12 protein-coding genes are annotated in these 18,754 nt (G+C 73.2%); 9 read left to right on the top strand and 3 right to left on the bottom strand.

Translation table 11 applies throughout. The annotated features are described in order from the left end of the window. Nucleotides 1-54 precede the first annotated feature (54 nt). Nucleotides 55-3,294, bottom strand: coding sequence for an N-acetylmuramoyl-L-alanine amidase (locus tag AB0399_RS26935; protein WP_366413102.1), 3,240 nt, complete (start codon nucleotides 3,292-3,294; stop codon nucleotides 55-57). A 224-nt stretch (nucleotides 3,295-3,518) separates the two neighbouring features. On the opposite strand from AB0399_RS26935, the gene mfd reads away from it, so the two are divergent. Next, nucleotides 3,519-7,115 carry a transcription-repair coupling factor gene (gene mfd, locus AB0399_RS26930; protein WP_329368599.1) on the top strand — a complete coding sequence of 1,199 codons (3,597 nt, stop codon included), beginning with the start codon at nucleotides 3,519-3,521 and terminating at the stop codon, nucleotides 7,113-7,115. Nucleotides 7,116-7,204: 89 nt separating this feature from the next. Here the strand turns inward: mfd and AB0399_RS26925 are convergent, their stop codons facing one another. Continuing rightward, on the bottom strand, nucleotides 7,205-8,905 hold the full coding sequence (locus tag AB0399_RS26925) for a DUF2079 domain-containing protein (protein ID WP_366413101.1): 1,701 nt from the start codon (nucleotides 8,903-8,905) through the stop codon (nucleotides 7,205-7,207). A gap of 402 nt (nucleotides 8,906-9,307) precedes the next feature. Here AB0399_RS26925 and AB0399_RS26920 point away from each other — a divergent pair, with 402 nt between their 5' ends. From AB0399_RS26920 to AB0399_RS26895, 6 genes are all read left to right on the top strand, one after another. After that, complete coding sequence (locus tag AB0399_RS26920; protein ID WP_366413100.1) at nucleotides 9,308-10,054, top strand: hypothetical protein; 747 nt, start codon at nucleotides 9,308-9,310, stop codon at nucleotides 10,052-10,054. Continuing rightward, nucleotides 10,051-11,583, top strand: a complete 1,533-nt coding sequence (locus AB0399_RS26915) for a serine/threonine-protein kinase (protein ID WP_329368605.1) — start codon at nucleotides 10,051-10,053, stop codon at nucleotides 11,581-11,583. The genes AB0399_RS26920 and AB0399_RS26915 overlap by 4 nt, the downstream gene beginning before the upstream one ends. 69 nt (nucleotides 11,584-11,652) lie before the next feature. Next, nucleotides 11,653-12,393: an HNH endonuclease family protein gene (locus AB0399_RS26910; RefSeq protein WP_366413099.1), complete on the top strand. Its 741-nt coding sequence runs from the start codon at nucleotides 11,653-11,655 to the stop codon at nucleotides 12,391-12,393. Nucleotides 12,394-12,560: 167 nt separating this feature from the next. Continuing rightward, nucleotides 12,561-13,238 (top strand): SurA N-terminal domain-containing protein, encoded by a 678-nt coding sequence (locus tag AB0399_RS26905; protein ID WP_366413098.1) that lies wholly within the window; start codon nucleotides 12,561-12,563, stop codon nucleotides 13,236-13,238. Nucleotides 13,239-13,366: 128 nt separating this feature from the next. After that, nucleotides 13,367-14,464, top strand: a complete 1,098-nt coding sequence (locus AB0399_RS26900; RefSeq protein ID WP_366413097.1) for a nucleoside triphosphate pyrophosphohydrolase — start codon at nucleotides 13,367-13,369, stop codon at nucleotides 14,462-14,464. Between the two features lie 5 nt (nucleotides 14,465-14,469). Further along, nucleotides 14,470-15,171 (top strand): endonuclease V, encoded by a 702-nt coding sequence (locus AB0399_RS26895; protein WP_366413096.1) that lies wholly within the window; start codon nucleotides 14,470-14,472, stop codon nucleotides 15,169-15,171. Nucleotides 15,172-15,224: 53 nt separating this feature from the next. Here the strand turns inward: AB0399_RS26895 and AB0399_RS26890 are convergent, their stop codons facing one another. Continuing rightward, nucleotides 15,225-15,812: a Uma2 family endonuclease gene (locus AB0399_RS26890; protein WP_366413095.1), complete on the bottom strand. Its 588-nt coding sequence runs from the start codon at nucleotides 15,810-15,812 to the stop codon at nucleotides 15,225-15,227. A 180-nt stretch (nucleotides 15,813-15,992) separates the two neighbouring features. Here AB0399_RS26890 and AB0399_RS26885 point away from each other — a divergent pair, with 180 nt between their 5' ends. Beyond that, nucleotides 15,993-17,285: a cytochrome P450 gene (locus AB0399_RS26885; RefSeq protein ID WP_366413094.1), complete on the top strand. Its 1,293-nt coding sequence runs from the start codon at nucleotides 15,993-15,995 to the stop codon at nucleotides 17,283-17,285. A gap of 171 nt (nucleotides 17,286-17,456) precedes the next feature. Continuing rightward, nucleotides 17,457-18,515 carry a transglycosylase family protein gene (locus tag AB0399_RS26880; protein ID WP_366413093.1) on the top strand — a complete coding sequence of 353 codons (1,059 nt, stop codon included), beginning with the start codon at nucleotides 17,457-17,459 and terminating at the stop codon, nucleotides 18,513-18,515. Nucleotides 18,516-18,754 lie beyond the last annotated feature (239 nt).

Below are 18,754 nucleotides of genomic sequence, written 5' to 3'. Positions count from 1 at the left end.
CGTCACGTGCCCCGCGCACGCCGCCCGCAGCGGGCGGCGTGCGCGTTCCGGCGTCTAGGACGTGAAGTAGCCGGTGATGTCCGCCAGCAGGTTGACGCTGCCGGCCGAGTTGTAGAAGTCGACCTTGCCGTCGACCACCGGGACCACCACCAGGTTCGGGATGGTCTGCCCGGTCGGGAAGTTGAGGCTGGAGGTGTTCGGCCGCGTGGTGCCGTCGGGGTAGACGATGACGTGGCCGGTGGTGGTCGGGCTGACCGCGGTGACGTTCATGACCACCGCCGTCACCCCGCTCGCGGGCAGGCCGCCGTGGCCGGTGAGCGGCAGGGTGACGGTCTTGCCGCCGCCGACCGCGCCCTTGACGCCGCCGGTGCCGTTGCGGGTGTCCATCAGCCGGGTCGGCCCGGTGGAGTGGAAGAGCGAACCGCTCGCCGCGTAGTAGCCGGTGACGTCGGCGAGCAGGTTGACGCTGCCGGCCGAGTTGTAGAAGTCGACCTTGCCGTTGACCACCGGCACCGTCACCAGGTTCGGGATGGTGGTCTTCGCCGGGAAGTTGAGGCTGGAGGTGTCCGGCTGGGTGGTGCCGTCGGGGTAGACGATCAGGTGGCCGGTGGCGGTCGGGCTGACCGCGGTGACGTTCATGACCACCGCCGTCACCCCGGTGTCGGGGATGCCGGTGGTGCCGCCGGTGACCTGGAGCGAGACCGTCTGCCCCGCCGTCACCGGACCGGTCACCCCGCCGGTGCCGTCACGCGTGTCCATCAGCCGCTCGGGGCCGACCGGATCGAACCGCGACCCGCTGCTGGACGAGGTGTAGTAGCCGGTGACGTCGGCGAGCAGGTTGACGCTGCCGGCCGAGTTGTAGAAGTCCACCTTGCCGTTGACCACCGGCACCACGACCAGGTTCGCGATCGTGCGGCCCGCGGGGAAGTTGAGGCTGGAGGTGTTCGGCTGGGTGGTGCCGTCGGGGTAGACGATGACGTGGCCGGTGGTGGTCGGGCTGACCGCGGTGACGTTCATGACCACGCCGGTCACACCGCTGCTGGGCACCCCGCCCTTGCCCGCGACCTGCAGGCTGATCGTCTTGCCCGCGCCGACCGCGCCCTTGGTCACGCCGGTGCCGTTGCGGGTGTCCATGATCCGGGTCGGGCCCGCAGCGGTGAACGTCCCGGCCGGCGGAACCACCGCCGAACCCGCCGTGACGTCGCTCGCCTTGACGAAGCCGAGCCGGTGATTGAACCGGATCGGGTAGTAGACGGTCGTGCCCACCACCCGCGTCTGGTCGCCCGGCGCGCTCTGGTCGATGTTCTTGGCGTAGTAGTAGTCCGCGTTCACCGGGTCGTCCGCGACGTACGACTGGCCGGCCGGGATCGTGTAGCCCAGCGGCGCCACGATCTGGGTGTCCTCGCTCGCCACCCCGGCGATCACCGACGGGTACGCGGACGCCTCCGGGTAGGCCCGGCCGTACACCGGGACCGCGCTGCTGCCGGCCGGTGTGACCACATGGCGCGCGGTGTTGCCGTTCGCGACCGCGAACCGCCCGCCCGGGTTGTAGAACCACGCCTTCTGGCCGCCGTACCAGATCGCCGTCCAGTCGCCCTGGACGCCGGCCACGACGAACGACTGCCCGGCGACCGCCTTGTCGGTCACGTCGGCGGCCTGCGTGGTGCCGTTGGCGACCTTGTTGGCCGCCATCACCGAGTCGCCGATCAGCGCGGCCGACGAGGACGGCGAGGTGCGCAGGTAGACGAAGCTGGTCGGCTGCGCGGCACACGGGTTGGAACTGCAGCCGGTGACCGTCGGCTCGTTCGCCGAGGTGAACGGCGGGTCGATGGTGACCTCGCCGCCCACCACCGGGGTGCCGCCGCCACCGGGAGTGGCGCCGAGCAGGTCGAGGTAGTGCGACCAGTTCCAGTACGGGCCCGGGTCCCAGTGCATGCTGGTGAGCTGGGCGGTCTGCGGCGAGGGCACGTCGTCGTGGCCGAGGATGTGCTGCCGGTCGAGCGGCACGTCGAACCGGTTCGCCAGGTAGCGCACCAGCGCCGCCGACGACTCGTAGAGCGACTCGCTGTACCAGGACGCGCCGGAGATCGCGATGCCCTCGTGCTCGATGCCGATCGAGTGCGCGTTGATGTAGTAGTTGCCGGCGTGCCAGGCCACGTTCTTGGTCTGCACGACCTGGGTGACCAGCCCGTCGGACGAGCGCACGATGTAGTGCGGGGTGGCGTACTTCGTCGGGTCCTGGAATATGCCCAGCGCGCTGCTGTAGCTGCCCTCGGTGTCGTGGATGACGATGTACTTGATGGAGTTGCCGTCGGCCGGGCGGTTCGCCAGGTCGTAACTGCCGTACTTCGACTTGTCGTTCGGGTCGGTCTGCTTGTAGGCGGCCGGCACGTAGTTGCACGTCAGGCCGGACGGGCACTCGGGCGTCGGGTTCGCGGCGGGGGTGGCGGTACCGGCCGCGCCGGCCTTCGTCTCCTGGGCGGCCTCCGCGGTCGCCGACGGCAGGCCGAGGTCCTTCAGGGCCGAGGTCCTGGGCGCCACGGCCGGCTCGGCCGCGAGCGTGACCAGTTGGCCGTCGGCGGTGGTGCGCGAGGCCCCGGCCCGCAGCGTGGTGTAGACGCGGTCCGCGTACTGGCCGGCGCCCTGGGCGTCGGTGGACTGGCTGAAGCGGGCCACGGCGCCGTACCAGGCGCCCGGGTCGGCCGGCAGGGAGCCGGCCAGCTGCTTCTCGTAGTGCGCGAGCAGCGCCGCGCCGCCCCGGACGCTCTGCAGCGGGTCGCTGCGCAGGCGCGCCTGCGACGTCCCGGTCAGCGCGGCCGCCGCGTCCAGCGTGCGGTAGGCGGCGGTCGGGCCGGCCGCCGACGGTGTGGCGGTGGCGCGCGGCGCGGCCGGGGCGGCACTGCCGCCCTCACCGCGCTGGCCGGTGTCCGGCGCGGTGCCCGCGGCCCGCAGGGCGGCGGTGTCCACATGGGTCAGGCCCATGACGTTGTAGTTGCCGGTGGTGCTGGGTGCTCCGGCGTGCGTGTCCCACAGCGACTGGTGGTAGGCCACCGCCATGAGCAGGCCCTCGGGCACCTGGAACTCCTTCGCGGCGCTCGCGAAGTCCCCCTGCAGCGTGTCGCGCGCGGTGCCGGCTGTGTTGCCCGCCGTGCTGCCCGCGGCGCTCGCGCCGCTCCTGGCCGGTGCGGCCTGCGCCACACCCGTCCAGGACAGTGCGCCCGCGACGACGGCGGCCACCGCCACCGTCCACGCTCCGCGCGGCCCCCCGCGGCGCCCCTGATCTGCCTCTCTCAAGGCCCCTCCCCACAATCCTCGGTTTCCGGGGCCCGGTGTGCCGGGCCCGAAGCTGGCAACGTAGCAGCACGCTCCCCGGGCGCGGAGGCGCCAGGAGCAGTCCGGCGGTGGCTGTCACCGGTACGTCGTACGCTGGAGGTACCCCCGGCCCGTGCGACGTGTCGGGCGCTTCGCGTTGCTCTGCCCACTTCTTTCGGGCCCTCTTCTTTCGGGACGGAACCCTGATGAGTCTGAACGGTCTGGTCGACGTCGTCGTCGAGGACGCCGCTCTCGCCGAGGCGGTCGAGTCCGCCGCCGCGGGCAACCGCCCGCAGGTGGACCTGGTCGGTCCGCCCGCCGCGCGCCCCCTGGTGGTCGCCGCGCTGGCCGCCCGCGCGCGCCGTACGGTGCTCGCGGTCACCGCCACCGGCCGCGAGGCCGAGGACCTGGCCGCGGCGCTGCGCTCCCTGCTGCCGCCGGACACGGTGGCGGAGTACCCGTCGTGGGAGACGCTGCCGCACGAGCGGCTGTCCCCGCGCAGCGACACCGTGGGCCGGCGGCTGGCGGTGCTGCGCCGGCTGGCCCATCCGCACGCCGACGACGTGGTGGCCGGCCCGGTCCAGGTGGTGGTCGCGCCGATCAGGTCGGTGCTCCAGCCGCAGGTCAAGGGGCTCGGCGACCTGGAGCCGGTGTCCTTGCGCAGCGGTGGCAGCGCGGATCTGGATGCCGTGGTCGACGGACTGGCGGCGGCCGCGTACGCCCGGGTGGAGCTGGTCGAGAAGCGCGGCGAGTTCGCGGTGCGCGGCGGCATCCTCGACGTCTTCCCGCCCACCGAGGAGCACCCGCTGCGGGTGGAGTTCTGGGGCGACGAGGTCGAGGAGATCCGCTACTTCAAGGTCGCCGACCAGCGCTCCCTGGAAGTCGCCGAGCACGGCCTGTGGGCGCCGCCCTGCCGCGAGCTGCTGCTGACCGAGCAGGTCAGGGCCCGGGCGGCGGCCCTGGCGGCCGAGCACCCCGAGCTGGACGAGCTGCTGGGCAAGATCGCCGAGGGCATCGCGGTCGAGGGCATGGAGTCGCTGGCCCCGGTGCTGGTCGACGACATGGAGCTGCTGCTCGACGTGCTGCCGGCCGGTTCGATGGCGGTGGTCTGCGATCCGGAACGGGTCCGCACCCGGGCCGCGGACCTGGTGGCGACCTCCCGGGAGTTCCTGGAGGCGTCCTGGGCGGCCTCGGCGGGCGGGGGCGCCGCGCCGATCGACCTGGGCGCCGCCTCCCTGTGGTCCATCGCCGACATCCGGGAGCACGCCCGCCGCCTCGGCACCCCGTGGTGGTCGGTGAGCCCGTTCGCCGCCGACGAGCAGGGCGCCGCGCCCGCCGGACCGTACGACGAGCGCCCCTCGCTCGGGCCCGAGCTGGAGTTCGGCGACACCCTGCGGCTGGGCATGCACGCCCCCGAGCTGTACCGCGGCGACACCGCCCGCGCGCTCGCCGACACCAAGGGCTGGCTCGCCGAGGGCTGGCGCACGCTCTACGTCACCGAGGGCCACGGCCCGGCCGCGCGGCTGGTGGAGGTGCTGGGCGGCGAGGGCATCGCGGCCCGGCTGGACCCGGAGCTGACCGACCCGGCCATGCTGGCGCCCTCCGTGGTGCACGTGGCGACCGGCTCGCTGGAGCACGGCTTCGTGGACGCCGCGCTGAAGCTCGCGGTGCTCACCGAGACCGACCTGTCCGGGCAGCGCTCCACGGCCAAGGACATGGGCCGGATGCCGTCGCGGCGCCGCAAGACCATCGACCCGCTCACCCTCACCGGCGGCGACTACATCGTGCACGAGCAGCACGGCGTCGGCCGCTACGTGGAGATGGTGCAGCGCACCGTCCAGGGCGCCACCCGCGAGTACCTCGTGGTGGAGTACGCCCCGGCCAAGCGCGGCCAGCCCGGCGACCGGCTCTTCGTCCCCACCGACCAGCTCGAACAGGTCACCAAGTACGTGGGCGGCGAGGCTCCCTCGCTGCACCGGCTCGGCGGCGCGGACTGGACCAAGACCAAGGCGCGCGCGAAGAAGGCGGTCAAGGAGATCGCCGCCGACCTGATCCGGCTGTACTCCGCGCGGATGGCCGCGCCCGGCCACACCTTCGGCCCCGACACGCCCTGGCAGCGCGAGCTGGAGGACGCCTTCCCGTACGCGGAGACGCCCGACCAGCTGACCACCATCGCCGAGGTCAAGTCGGACATGGAGAAGTCCGTGCCGATGGACCGGCTGATCTGCGGCGACGTCGGGTACGGCAAGACCGAGATCGCGGTGCGCGCCGCGTTCAAGGCGGTCCAGGACGGCAAGCAGGTGGCGGTCCTGGTGCCGACCACCCTGCTGGTGCAGCAGCACATGGGCACCTTCGCCGAGCGGTACTCCCAGTTCCCGGTGAACGTCCGCGCGCTGTCGAGGTTCCAGACCGACAGCGAGGCGAAGGCGGTCCTGGAGGGGCTGCGGGAGGGCTCCGTCGACCTGGTGATCGGCACCCACCGGCTCTTCTCGTCGGAGACGAAGTTCAAGGACCTCGGCCTGGTCATCGTCGACGAGGAGCAGCGCTTCGGCGTCGAGCACAAGGAGCAGCTCAAGAAGCTGCGCGCCAACGTCGACGTGCTCACCATGTCCGCGACGCCGATCCCGCGCACGCTGGAGATGGCGGTCACCGGCATCCGCGAGATGTCCACCATCACCACCCCGCCCGAGGAGCGCCACCCGGTGCTGACGTTCGTCGGCCCCTACGAGGAGAAGCAGATCGGCGCCGCCATCCGCCGCGAACTGCTGCGCGAGGGCCAGGTGTTCTACATCCACAACCGGGTGGAGTCCATCGACCGGGCCGCGGCGCGGCTGCGCGCCATCGTGCCGGAGGCGCGGATCGCCACCGCGCACGGGCAGATGGGGGAGTCGCAGCTCGAACAGGTGGTGGTGGACTTCTGGGAGAAGCGGTTCGACGTGCTGGTGTCCACCACGATCGTGGAGTCCGGAATCGACATCGCCAACGCCAACACCCTCATCGTCGAGCGCGGCGACACCTTCGGGCTCTCCCAGCTCCACCAGTTGCGCGGCCGGGTGGGCCGCTCCCGCGAGCGCGGCTACGCGTACTTCCTGTACCCGCCGGAGAAGCCGCTCACCGAGACCGCGCACGAGCGGCTGGCCACCATCGCCCAGCACACCGAGATGGGCGCGGGCATGTACGTCGCGATGAAGGACCTGGAGATCCGCGGCGCGGGCAACCTGCTCGGCGGCGAGCAGTCCGGGCACATCGCGGGGGTCGGCTTCGACCTGTACGTGCGGATGGTCGGCGAGGCCGTCGCGGACTACCGCAACGCGCTGGAGAGCGGCGGTGAGCCGGAGGAGGAGCTGCTGGACGTGAAGATCGAGCTGCCGGTCGACGCGCACGTCCCGCACGACTACGCGCCCGGCGAGCGGCTGCGGCTCCAGGCGTACCGGTCGATCGCCGCCGCGAACAGCGAGGAGGACATCGCCGCGGTGCGCGAGGAGCTGACCGACCGCTACGGCAAGCTGCCCGAGCCGGTGGAGAACCTGCTGCTGGTGGCCGCGTTGCGGATACTGGCCCGCAAGGTCGGCGTCGGCGACATCACGCTCCAGGGCGGCAACGTCCGCTTCGGGCCGGTCGAGTTGCGGGAGTCCCAGGAGCTGCGGCTCGGCCGGATCTACCCGCGCTCGGTGATCAGGCACGCCACGAAGCAGGTGCTGGTGCCGCGCCCGGCGACCGCCCGGATCGGCGGGAAGCCGGTGGTGGGCCGCGAACTGCTCCAGTGGACCGCGCAGTTCCTGACCACGGTGCTCGACAACTAGGCGCGGGGCAGCCGGGTGCCCGGCTGCACGAGGCGCCCGCGGTACGGCGGGCGCCTCGGCGTGGTACCGGCCCGTTCCACCGGCTCGCCCTACCGACCGCCCGATGTGAGGTGGAGCACCACATATCCCTGGTTGTCGGCGACCATGCTGTAGGTGGCGGCCGGGTGCAGCTGCTTGGCGTACGTCACCGGGTCGCCGGCCCAGCCGGATGTGTTGTCGATCGCGATGTACTGCGGGGTGACGCCCTGGGTGTCGCCGACCCAGTACACGGTGGTGCGGTGCACCAGGTGGCTGATCGGGCCGACATTCGCCTCCACGGTGGCGCCGTCGGGGATCTCGTCGAGGGTGTGCTCGATCGCCTTGGTGCGGGCGTCGACCTTGTAGGTGGCCGAGTGGCTGAGCGATGCCAGGGGGAGGGTCAAGGTCAGCGCCAGGGCGGCGCCGGCCGCGGCCGCGGGCAGCCCGGAGGCGTAGGAGCGCAGCCAGGGGCGCGGGCTGCGCCGAGAGGTCACGGCGGCGTCCACGAGGGCGAGCATGACCACCGGCATCAGCACCGCGCTGTAGTGCCAGTCGGTGCCCCAGTAGTGGTCGTCGTGCGAGACGAACCGCCAGCCGATGGTGGGCAGCGCGGCGAGGATCAGCGGGGAGCGCAGGGCGAGCAGCCCGGTGGTGGGCAGCAGAATCCACAGCAGGGTGTGGGCCGCGGTGTCGAACGGGATGTGCCCGGGCATCGGGGCGCCGTTGCCGTTCAGCTTGTTCCAGTAGTCGTACCCGCCGGTCTTGTTGAACGCCGGGATGATCACGGCGAAGGCGAGCGCGGACATGGCGACCCCGAAGCCGGCCAGGCCGATCGCCCAGGGGCCGAAGCGCAGGGCGTCGGACAGCCGCCCGCCGTGGGCGCCGTGACCGGTGCGGCCGTCGCCCTCGGTGCCGGGGTCGGTGGCGGAACCGGGGCCGGCGGTGGCGGGACCGGTACCGGACTCCGCGGCGGGCTCGCCCGGCGCGGTGCCGGTGTCCGCGCCGGTGTCCGTACCGTGGTCCGTGTCGGCGCGCGCCGCGTCCACCGCCTCGGCGCCCCGCTCCTCCCGGGTGCGCCACCACACGATCACACCGATCGCGGCGGCCGTGACACCCATGTCCTCCTTGACGAAGACCAGCGGCACCGCCCACCACATCGCCGCCGCCCAGCGCTTGCGCAGCACCGCCTCCAGGGAGAAGGCCAGCAGCGGCATCGCGAACGCGATCTCGTGGAAGTCGAACTGGACGGCCTTCTGCACGCCCCACGACAGTGCGTAGGCCACCCCGATCGCGAGCCCGCGGCCCCGCCCGAGCAGCAGCCCGGCGACCCGGGTCACCGGGATCACCGACACCGCGAACAGCAGCGCCTGGGCGACCAGCAGCGTCACCGGGGTCGGGAAGACCCGGTAGAAGGGCGCGATCAGCGCGGTGATCGGGCTGAAGTGGTCGCCGAGGATGTTGAACCCCGGGCCCTTGAGGTCCGCGACCGGCGCGTGCAGATGGGCGTAGGACTTGATCGCCTGCTCGAAGATGCCCAGGTCCCAGGACATCGTGAGCAACTGCCGGTAGCGGGTCACCGACAGCGCGGTGTAGGCGGCGAAGAAGACGACCGCGAGCACGTAGGGGTCCGCGCCGGCGCCGAACCTGCGCAGCCGCAGCCCGGTGCCGCCGGCCCCGCCGGCGGCCTTCGCCGCGCCCGCGCCCGCGCCCGCCACGGCATCGGCTTCGGCGTCGGCCTCCTGCGCCGGGATGACGGCCTCGGCCCTGTCCATCGTCGTCCTCCAGCGGAAGCGGGGTCGGGGTCTGCCGGAAAAGATACGGGACGACACCGTGCCGGCGGGACCCCGCGCGGCACGGGCACCGACCGGGTGCCGCGAACGGTCCCCGCCCCGGCGTCCGCGGGCGAAGGCGCGGGCGAGGCGCGGGCGAGGCGCGGGCGAGGCGCGGGCGAAGCTCGGACGGTCCGCGGACGCCGGGCCGCGCCGGGGAACCGGGCCGGCCGAAATAGTTATCCACAGGTCGGGGGTGAGCGGGGGACGGCCGCGCTCTGCGGCCGATACGCTCACAGGGTGTTCGCCGATGGGTGGGCGCGGGCACCCGCGGTGTCCGTGTGGCGGCGGACGTCGAGCAGTCACCGCCCGCCGTCCGTGGCCCGACGACCCAGGAGCACCCACATGTACGGCCCAGGTCCGGTGACGCAGGGGCCCAAGCCCGCACACCCCACGACTGCCGTCGTGCTGCGGGTGATCCTCACCGTGCTGCCGGTGGTCACCCTGGGCTTCCTCGCGTGGTGCTCGATGCTGTACCTGGCGGTGCTGCGCAAGCGCACCTCCGACTGGCTGATGCTGGCCGTCGCGGTCGGCATGGCGGTGATCGCCGTGGTCTGCTTCGGGCTGTCCGACGACGACAACGACTGGCAGGCCAACACCGGCGGCACCCTCATCCTGATCTGCATGTTCGGCGGCGCGGTGTACTTCCTGGTCGCCGACATCCTCAGGTACCGCACCGGCCACCAGGGGTGGCCCGCCGCGGCCGGCTACCCGCAGCCGAACCCGTACGCCACCGGCTACGGCACCGGCGGCCCGATGGTGCCCCCGCCGCACCAGGGCTACCCGGCCCCGCGGCAGTACCCCGGTCCGGCCGCCCACCCGGCCCCGATGCAGGGCGCGCCGAACATACCGAGCATGCCCAGCGTGCCGAACGCGCCGGTGAACCAAGGCCCGTCCACCCCGTCGCCCTCCCGCCCGGCCACCCCGCCGCCGGCGAACCGTCCCGCCACCCCGACCCCCGTGCCCCGTCCCACCCCGCCGCCGGCCCCCCGCATCGACCAGGTCCGGGCCGAACTCGACGAGCTGAGCGACTTCCTGCGCAAGGAGCGCGGCGACAGCCAGGACAGCGGTGAGGGCGAGGGGGCCAGGTGACCGGTCGGCTCATCGCCGGGCGGTACGAACTGGCCGCGATCATCGGCCAGGGCGGCATGGGGCAGGTGTGGACCGCGTACGACCGGCGGCTGGACCGCCGGGTCGCGGTGAAGCTGCTGCGCCCCGACAAGGTCGCCGGCGGGGACAACGTGGAGGAGCTGCGGCAGCGCTTCGACCGCGAGTGCCGGGTCACCGCCCAGGTCGACCACCCCGGCCTGGTCACCGTGCACGACGCGGGCGCCGACGGCGACGAGCTGTATCTGGTGATGCAGTACGTGGAGGGCAGCGACCTCGGCGACCACCTGGCCGCGCACACGCCCTACCCGTGGCCGTGGGCGGTCGCCGTCGGCGCGCAGTTGTGCGCCGCGCTGTCGGCCGTGCACGCCGTCCCGATCGTCCACCGCGACCTCAAGCCGCGCAACGTGATGATCAGGACCGACGGCACCGTCACCGTGCTCGACCTGGGCGTCGCGTCCGTGATGGACACCGACACCACCCGGCTCACCCACACCGGCTCGCCGATCGGCAGCCCCGCGTACATGGCGCCCGAGCAGGCGATGGGCGGCGCCATCGGCCCGCGCACCGACCTGTACGCCCTGGGCGTGGTGCTGCACGAACTGCTCGGCGGCGAGGTGCCGTTCGGGGCGCCGACGGCGCTCGGCGTGCTGCACGGCCACCTGTACGAGCCGCCGACGCCGCTGCGCCGCATACGCCCCCAGGTGCCCGAGCCGCTGGAGGCCCTGGTGCTGCGGCTGCTGGCGAAGGACCCGCAGGACCGCCCGGAGGACGCGCAGGACGCCTTCCGGCAGCTCGTCGCCCTGGTGCCGCCCGGCGGGCCCCGCTCCGCGCCGCTCGGCCCGATGGACCCCACCCGGCCGTTCCTGCGCCCGCACGCCCCCTGGCCGGACAAGCCCGCGCCCGCGCCGCTGCCCGAACGCCCCGCCTACCCGCCGGCGGTGAACTCCGCGGGCCCCGACCTGGCCGCAGCCGTCGACGAGGTGCGCCGGCTGCTGGCCGCGGGCCGGATCACCCAGGCCGTGGACGTGCTCGGCGGGCTGCTGCCGGCCGCCGCCGAGAAGCACGGCGAGCACTCCCCGGTGCTGCGCAGCCTGCGCAAGCAGTACGCCGCCACCTTGATGGAGGACGGCCAGTACCGCCGCGCGCTGCCCGAACTGCGCCGTCTGTCCGAGGAGTTCGCCTCCCAGTACGGCGGCGCGGACCGGCAGGCCCTGCAGTACCGCTACGAAGCGACGCAGTGCCTGGAGCAGTTGGGCGACACCACCTCCGCGCTGTCCGAATACCGCGTCCTGCTGCCCTACTTCGAGCGCTGGGCCGCCACCGACCCCGGGCCGCCGCTGGAGATCCGGCGCCGGATCGGGCACCTGCTGCTGTCCGTCGGCGACCGGCACGCGGCCCGCGACGTGCTGACCCGCCTGCTCTACGACGCCGAGCGGGTGCGCGGACTCCACCACCCCTTCCCGGCGGAAGTGCGCCGTACGCTCGCCTGGTTGGGGCAGGTTCAGGGGTAGGACCTGCCGTTCGGCAGGGCGGGAGGGGCGGGTGGCGCCCCGGACGAGCGAACTTCCGAGGTGTGATCGATGGGCATACGCAGGACGCGGGCGCTGGCCTGCACGGCGGTACTGGCCGCGACGCTGGGCGTCGCCGGGTGCAAGGACACCAGCCTGGGCGCGGACCCCACCAGCAGCGCGAGCGGCGGCGGCAACACCGGTGCCACCGGCGGCGATCCGGGTGCCACCCCGAGCGCCGCCCACGGCAGTGCGCTGGCCGCCGCGAACGCCCTGAAGGTCAAGGGCCGTGCCCCGAAGACCGGTTACTCCCGCGACCAATTCGGCCCCGCCTGGGCCGACGTGGACCACAACCACTGCGACACCCGCGACGACATACTGCAGCGCGACCTCACCAAGAAGACGTACCGGGCCGGCACCAAGGACTGCGTCATCACCGGCGGCACCCTCGCCGACCCGTACACCGGCACGCGGATCGTCTACAAGCGCGGCGCCAGCAAGGTCGACATCGACCACGCCGTGGCCCTGTCCGACGCCTGGCAGAAGGGCGCCCAGCAGTGGTCCAAGGACCGCCGCGAGGACTTCGCCAACGACCCGCTGAACCTGCTCGCCGTCGACTCCTCCACCAACCGCCGCAAGAGCGACGGCGACACCGCCACCTGGCTGCCCCCGAACACGTCGTTCCGCTGCTCCTACGTGGCCCGCCAGGTCGCCGTGAAGAAGAAGTACGGCCTTTCGGTCACCTCCGCCGAGCAGGCCGCCATGCGCAAGGTGCTGAACACCTGCCCGAAGCAGCTGCTTCCCACCGGCTGACCGGCCGCAACCCTCCCGGCCCGGATCACGTTGTGCAGAGTGCTGGATATCGGCCGCCGTTGGTCAATATCCTCGTGCTCGATCATCCATCACGCCAGGAACGCGAGACGCGAGACGCGAGGAGAACCTCCCCGCTGTTCCCCGCCGTCACCCGCCGGGAGGCACCCATGGTCCGCCGCCGTACCGCCGTCTCCACCGCCGCAGTCGCACTGCTGCTGGCCTCGCCCGCGCTGACCGCGTGCGGGTCGGGGCCCAACCGCACGGGCGCGGCCGCGGTGGTCGGCGACCAGCGGGTCACCGTGTCGACCGTGCAGGCGCGCGTCTCGGACCTGCGGACGGCCGCGAACGGCAACCCGCAGGCCGCGCAGGCGGTGTCCGGCGCCACCCAGCTGCCGACCCAGGTGCTCAACGTGATCGTGCAGACCCAGGTGGTGGACAAGGCGCTCGCCGACAAGGGGCTGACGGTGTCCGCGGGCGAGGTGCAGCGGGAGTACGACGCCGAGGTGCAGCAGCTCGCCGGCGGCTCCCAGAAGAGCTACGAGGCCGGCATGCTCGCGCAGTACGGCACGCCGCCCGACCAGATCAACAGCTACCTGCACGAGAAGATCGCGATCACGAAGATCATCGCGGCGCTCGGGTACCAGCCGGGCAGCGACGGCGGCGAGAAGGCGCTGGAGGACTACATGGTGCAGACCGCCAAGTCGCTCCATGTGCACATCAACCCGCGGTACGGCGTCTGGGACGGCAAGAGCGCGTCCATCGGCAAGGTCAAGGACCCGTGGGTGATCGACAAGACCCCTGTGACGAGCCCCGACGACACCGCCGCGCCCACCGACGTCGCCTGAGCGCCTCGCCGGACCTGAGCGCTCCGCCGGACCCTGACCGCCTCGTCGCCCGCCCGCGCCCGGCCGCCCGCCCCGTCGATCGCCGGGCGGGTGATCGCCGGGCCGGCGGCGCGCGGTACGTTCGAGGGGTGACCGAAGAACCCGCCGCCCTGCCCCCCGGGCGCCTGGTGCTGCTCACCATGAGCCACCGGGTCGCGCCCGGCCTGCTCTCCTGGCCCGCGTGGCAGGTGCTGCGCGACGCCGACCGCGTGCTGTGCGCGGACCCGGACCACCCGCAGCTGCCCTACCTGCGGCAGGCCGGCGTCACCGTCGAGACGGCGGCGCCGACCGGGCAGCAACTGGTGGATGCCACCGCGGGCGGCCGCACCGTGGTGTACCTGCCGCCGGACGCCGGCGCGGACCCGGCCGTCACCGACGAGCTGGCCCGGCTGGGCGGCTCCGGCCGGGTCGCGATGCCCGAACTGGAGCTGCTGCCGGGGTCGTACGACCTGCCCGGCGCGCGACTGCTCGACCTGGTGCGGGTGATGGACCGGATCAGGGCCGAGTGCCCGTGGAGCAGCACCCGCACCCACGAGGACCTCGCCGCGTACGGCATCGAGGAGATGTACGAACTCGTCGAGGCGATCGAGGAGGGCGACCGGACCGCCGTCCGCGAGGAGTTGGGCGACGTGCTGCTCCAGGTGGTCTTCCACGCGGCCATCGCCGAGGGCGACCCGGAGGAGCCGTACGGCATCGACGACGTCGCCGCGGGCCTGATCACCAAGCTGATCCACCGCCACCCGCACATCTTCGGCGACGAGCAGGCCCGGACCCCGGAGGAGGTCCGCGCGATCTGGCTGCGGCGCAAGGGCGCCGAGAAGGCCCGGGAGTCCGTCACCGAGGGCGTCCCGGTCGCCGCCCCCGCCCTCGCGCTCGCGGCGAAGCTCGCCGGCCGCGCGCGGGCCGCGGGACTCCCGCTGCCCGCCGTCCCGGCCGCGCCCGGTGCCGGCGACGAGACCGCGCTCGGCGACCACCTGCTCGCGGAGGCCGCCGCCGCGCAGTCCGCGGGCATCGACCCGGAGCGCGCGCTGCGGCAGGCCGCACGCCGCTACCGGGCCGCGACGAAGGCCGCGGAGGCGCGTCGCGCGGCGCAGACCGGTAGCGGTAGCGGTACCGGTACCGGTCCGTCGGGCGACGCGGACGCGGACGCCGCCGACACCACCGGCCGTACCGTGGAAGGCGGTTGACGCCGGTGCGGCTGGACGTCCCCTATGCCTGGCCGGCCGGCGAGGCCGAAGCCCTCGCACTCCAGGAGCGGCTGCGGCCGCTCGCCGACCACCGCGGCCCCGGGCCGGCCGCGCCCCGCCTGGTCGCGGGCCTCGACGTCGCCTACGCCGGCGACGGGCGCGGCACCGGCGACCTGGTCGCGGCCGCCGTCGTGGTGATCGACACGGCGACCCTCGGCGTGGTCGAGCGCGCCACCGCCGTCGCGACCACCGCCTTCCCGTACGTTCCGGGCCTGTTCGCCTTCCGCGAGCTGCCCGCCCTGGTCGCCGCGCTGCGCAAGCTGACGACCACCCCCGACCTGCTGCTGTGCGACGGGCACGGCCGCTCCCACCCGCGCCGCTTCGGCCTCGCCTGCCACCTCGGGGTGCTCACCGGCCTGCCGACCGCGGGCGTCGCCAAGACCCCCTTCACCGGGCGGCACGACCCGGCCGCCCTCGGCCCGGACCGCGGCGACCACGCCGACCTGGTGGACGACGGCGAGGTGGTCGGCCGCGCGCTGCGCACCCAGAGCGGCGTCAAGCCGGTCTACGTCTCCACCGGCCATCTGATCGACCTGCCGACCGCCTGCGCCCGCGTCCTGGACCTGTCCCCGCGCTACCGCCTCCCCGAGACCACCCGCCAGTCCGACCGGCTGTGCAGGGACGAACTGGCGGCAGCGGCCGGATGACGACACCGGTTCCCGCCGGTCGTTCCGTCGCGGTGGTCCCGGGTCGTCCCCGATCAGTCCAGGGTCAGTTCCATCTCGATGGGGAACGGGACGGCCACCTTGAGCTGATGGTGGTGGATGCCGGTGATGACATACGTGCCGCTGGCGGGTTCGAGTTCGTAGACGTAGACCACTGGTTCCTCGCCATTGCGTTCAACGCGCCAGAAGTGCTCGATGCCGGCCCGGGCGTACTTCTGGGGCTTCGCCGTGCGATCCCGCTCCACCGACTCCTGCGAGACCACCTCGATGGCCAGCCTGACGTCCGCAGGCTCGTAGGAGGTCTGCTCGGGCCCCTTTCTCGCCCGGCGCGGCACCACCATCAAGTCCGGCTCCGGCCGGTCGCGCTCGCCCAGTCTTGTCGTCATCTCGCGTACGACGTAGAACTCCTCCGGCACCTGCGTACGCAGCCCGTACTCCAGCAGCCACAGCGTCGCCATGTGGAAATGAGTCTGCGGACTCACGAAGAACAGCCCTCCGTCGATCATCTCGGTGTGTGCCGGGAGGCCCGGAATGCGGTCCAGGTCGTCCGCGGTCCACCCACCGGGCGGCGGCTCGGGCCAGGTGAAGCCCGTGCCCTGATCGCCTTCGGCTGCGGTGCTCATCAGCGCTCCCATGCGACGGATTTTGGCGCGTACGGAAAGCGTACCCAGGCCGGACGACGATCCCTCACCCGAAAGGGTGAACCGAGCCCGCCGGGACCGCGCTGACCAGGGGAAATGTTGCCCCGGTGGCATCGTCCGCCCGGGCCCGGCGCAAGCGAGGGCGCCCGATACGGTCAGGGGGTGACCGACCTACCCCCGCCGTCGCACGGCACGCCCCCGGCGCAGCCGGAACTGTTCTCCTGGGAGTTCGCCACCGACCCCTACCCCGCGTACGCGTGGCTGCGCGAGCACGCGCCCGTGCGGTGGACGACGCTGCCCAGCGGCGTCGGGGCGTGGCTGGTGACGCGGTACGCCGACGCGCGGCAGGCGCTGGCCGACGGGCGGCTGAGCAAGAACCCGGTGCACCACGCGGGGGAGTCGCTCGCGAAAGGGAGGACCGGCATCCCGGGGGAGCGGACCGCGGAGCTGACGACGCATCTGCTGAACATCGACCCGCCCGACCACACCCGGCTGCGCCGCCTGGTGTCGAAGGCGTTCACGCCGCGTACGGTCGCGGTCTTCGAGCCGCGGGTACGCGAGTTGACGGACGGTTTCATCGACGCCTTCGCGGGGCGGGGCGAGGCGGACCTGATCCACGAGTTCGCCTTCCCGCTGCCGATCCACGCCATCTGCGACCTGCTCGGGGTGCCGAGGCAGGACCAGGACGACTTCCGGGACTGGGCCGGGATGATGGTGCGTCACGCCGTGCCGGGCCAGGGCGGCGGGCCGCGCGGCGGGGTGGCCCGGGCGGTGAAGAAGATGCGGGCGTATCTCGTCGAGTTGATCCACCGCAAGCGCGGCGACCTCGGCGACGACCTGATCTCGGGGCTGATCCGGGCGAGCGACCACGGCGAGCACCTGACGGAGAACGAGGCCGCCGCGATGGCCTTCATCCTGCTCTTCGCCGGCTTCGAGACCACCGTCAACCTGATCGGCAACGGTGTGCACACCCTGCTGGCCCACCCCGCGCAGCGCGCCGCCCTCCAGGAGTCGCTGGCGGCCGGGGAGAGCGCGCTGCTGGAGTCCGCGGTCGAGGAACTGCTGCGCTACGACGGCCCGGTGGAGATGGCGACCTGGCGGTACGCCACCGGGCCGCTGGAGATCGGCGGCCGGCCGATCGCGGCCGGCGACCCCGTGCTGGTGGTGCTGGCCGCCGCCGACCGCGATCCGGCCAGGTTCGCCGCGCCGGACACGCCGGACCTCGCCCGCCGCGACAACCCGCATCTCGGCTACGGGCACGGCATCCACTACTGCCTGGGCGCGCCGCTCGCGCGGCTGGAGGCGAGGACCGCGTTCGCCGCGCTGCTGACCCGCCTGCCGGACCTGCGGCTGGCCGTGGAACCGGCCGAACTGCGCTGGCGCGGTGGCCTGATCATGCGTGGACTGCGTACCCTGCCGGTGGAGTTCACCGCCGAGGCCACGCCCGTCAGGTGACGCGGCGTCAGCACCGTGATCGCGACGTGATGATCGCTACACCGACTTGTGACGCACTGGCCAAGCCCGCTACGTTCTGCGGTCAACGCAAGGCGTGTACCGCGTGGCCCATGGCACGACGCGTGGCAGGGCCCACGGAAATGGCTTACGGCTTGAACGAAAGGCGACCGCATGCTCTCGTCCGGTAACGGCCGGCACCGACGCCCCCGGCAGGCCCCGGCGGCAGTGGTGACCGTGGCGACCGCCGCCGCGACAGGCGTCGGTATCGCGCTCCCCCTGATCAGCGCCGGCTCGGCCCAGGCGGCCGACGCGACCACCTGGGACAAGGTGGCGGCGTGCGAGACCGGCGGCGTGTGGGGCGCGAACACCGACAACGGCTTCTTCGGAGGTCTGGCGATCACCCAGGACACCTGGGACCAGTACGGCGGCGACGCGTACGCCAAGCGGCCCGACCTCGCGACCCGGGCGCAGCAGATCACCGTCGCCCAGAAGATCCTCACCGACCTCGGCCCCAACGCGTGGCCGGGCTGCGAGCTCACCACCGGGCTGCTCATCGACACCGCGACGCCGGACGTCGACCCGACCGCCACGCCGGTGCCCGACCCGTCGGGCCCCACCGGCATCCAGCCGAGCTCCGGTGCGACCGCCGCGCCGTCCGACTCCGGCACGCCCACCACGTCGCCGACCACGCCGACCGGCTCGGGCACCCCGACCACGGGCACGCCGACCGACCCGGGCACGCCCACCACCGGCACCCCGAGCACGCCGCCGTCCGGCTCCGGCACGCCCACCACGTCGCCGACCGCGCCGACCGGCTCGGGCACGCCGACCACGGGCACGCCGACCGACCCGGGCACGCCCACCACCGGCTCCGGACGGCACGGGAAGCCGTACGACCCGACCGACGACGAACTGGCCGCCCAGGACCGAGCCACCAGGACCGAGGTCTTCTCGACCGCCGACCCCACCCCCGCCTCCGACGGCGCGAACAGCGGCGGCAGCGGCGGCGGCAGCCAGGGTGCCCACCGGACCAAGCCGTCCACCGGGCAGCCCGCCGAGGGCAAGAGCACCACCGACGGTTACGAGGTCGGCTCCGGCGACTCGCTCTCCGGCATCGCCGCCGCGCACCACGTCGCCGGCGGCTGGCACCAGCTCTACGAGACCAACCACGCCCTCATCGGCGACGACCCCAACCTCATCAAACCGGGACAGATCCTCAACCTCGGCTGAGCGGAAGGCGCGTGGCGGCCGGAAGACAAACCGGACGTATCAACTCCCGGCTGCCGCCGCCGATGTGACAAGGGTCTCGCGGCCCCGTTCGGCCGTTCGATCGTCAACTCGCGAATGCCACCCTCCCGACCTGCGCCGATATCCACCCGCCGAGCGTGAGCGCGCAGTTGGAGCCCGCCGCCGGAATGTTTGAAGAACCCGGTGCGGTGTGCTTAACGTCTAAGCGCTCGCCACAGCGG

It is taken from the genome of Streptomyces sp. NPDC088194 (assembly GCF_040702025.1).
GTDB lineage: Bacteria > Actinomycetota > Actinomycetes > Streptomycetales > Streptomycetaceae > Actinacidiphila.
The sequence above is the reverse complement of the archived record's forward strand: the minus strand, read 5'-3'. Positions and strand labels throughout refer to the sequence as shown.

Excerpts from the sequence above, each read along its gene's own strand:
- AB0399_RS26910 (WP_366413099.1), top strand. The coding sequence starts at position 11,653 with ATGGGCATACGCAGGACGCGGGCGCTGGCCTGCACGGCGGTACTGGCC.
- AB0399_RS26925 (WP_366413101.1), bottom strand. The coding sequence starts at position 8,905 with ATGGACAGGGCCGAGGCCGTCATCCCGGCGCAGGAGGCCGACGCCGAA.
- AB0399_RS26905 (WP_366413098.1), top strand. The coding sequence starts at position 12,561 with ATGGTCCGCCGCCGTACCGCCGTCTCCACCGCCGCAGTCGCACTGCTG.
- AB0399_RS26920 (WP_366413100.1), top strand. The coding sequence starts at position 9,308 with ATGTACGGCCCAGGTCCGGTGACGCAGGGGCCCAAGCCCGCACACCCC.
- AB0399_RS26880 (WP_366413093.1), top strand. The coding sequence starts at position 17,457 with ATGCTCTCGTCCGGTAACGGCCGGCACCGACGCCCCCGGCAGGCCCCG.
- AB0399_RS26890 (WP_366413095.1), bottom strand. The coding sequence starts at position 15,812 with ATGAGCACCGCAGCCGAAGGCGATCAGGGCACGGGCTTCACCTGGCCC.
- mfd (WP_329368599.1), top strand. The coding sequence starts at position 3,519 with ATGAGTCTGAACGGTCTGGTCGACGTCGTCGTCGAGGACGCCGCTCTC.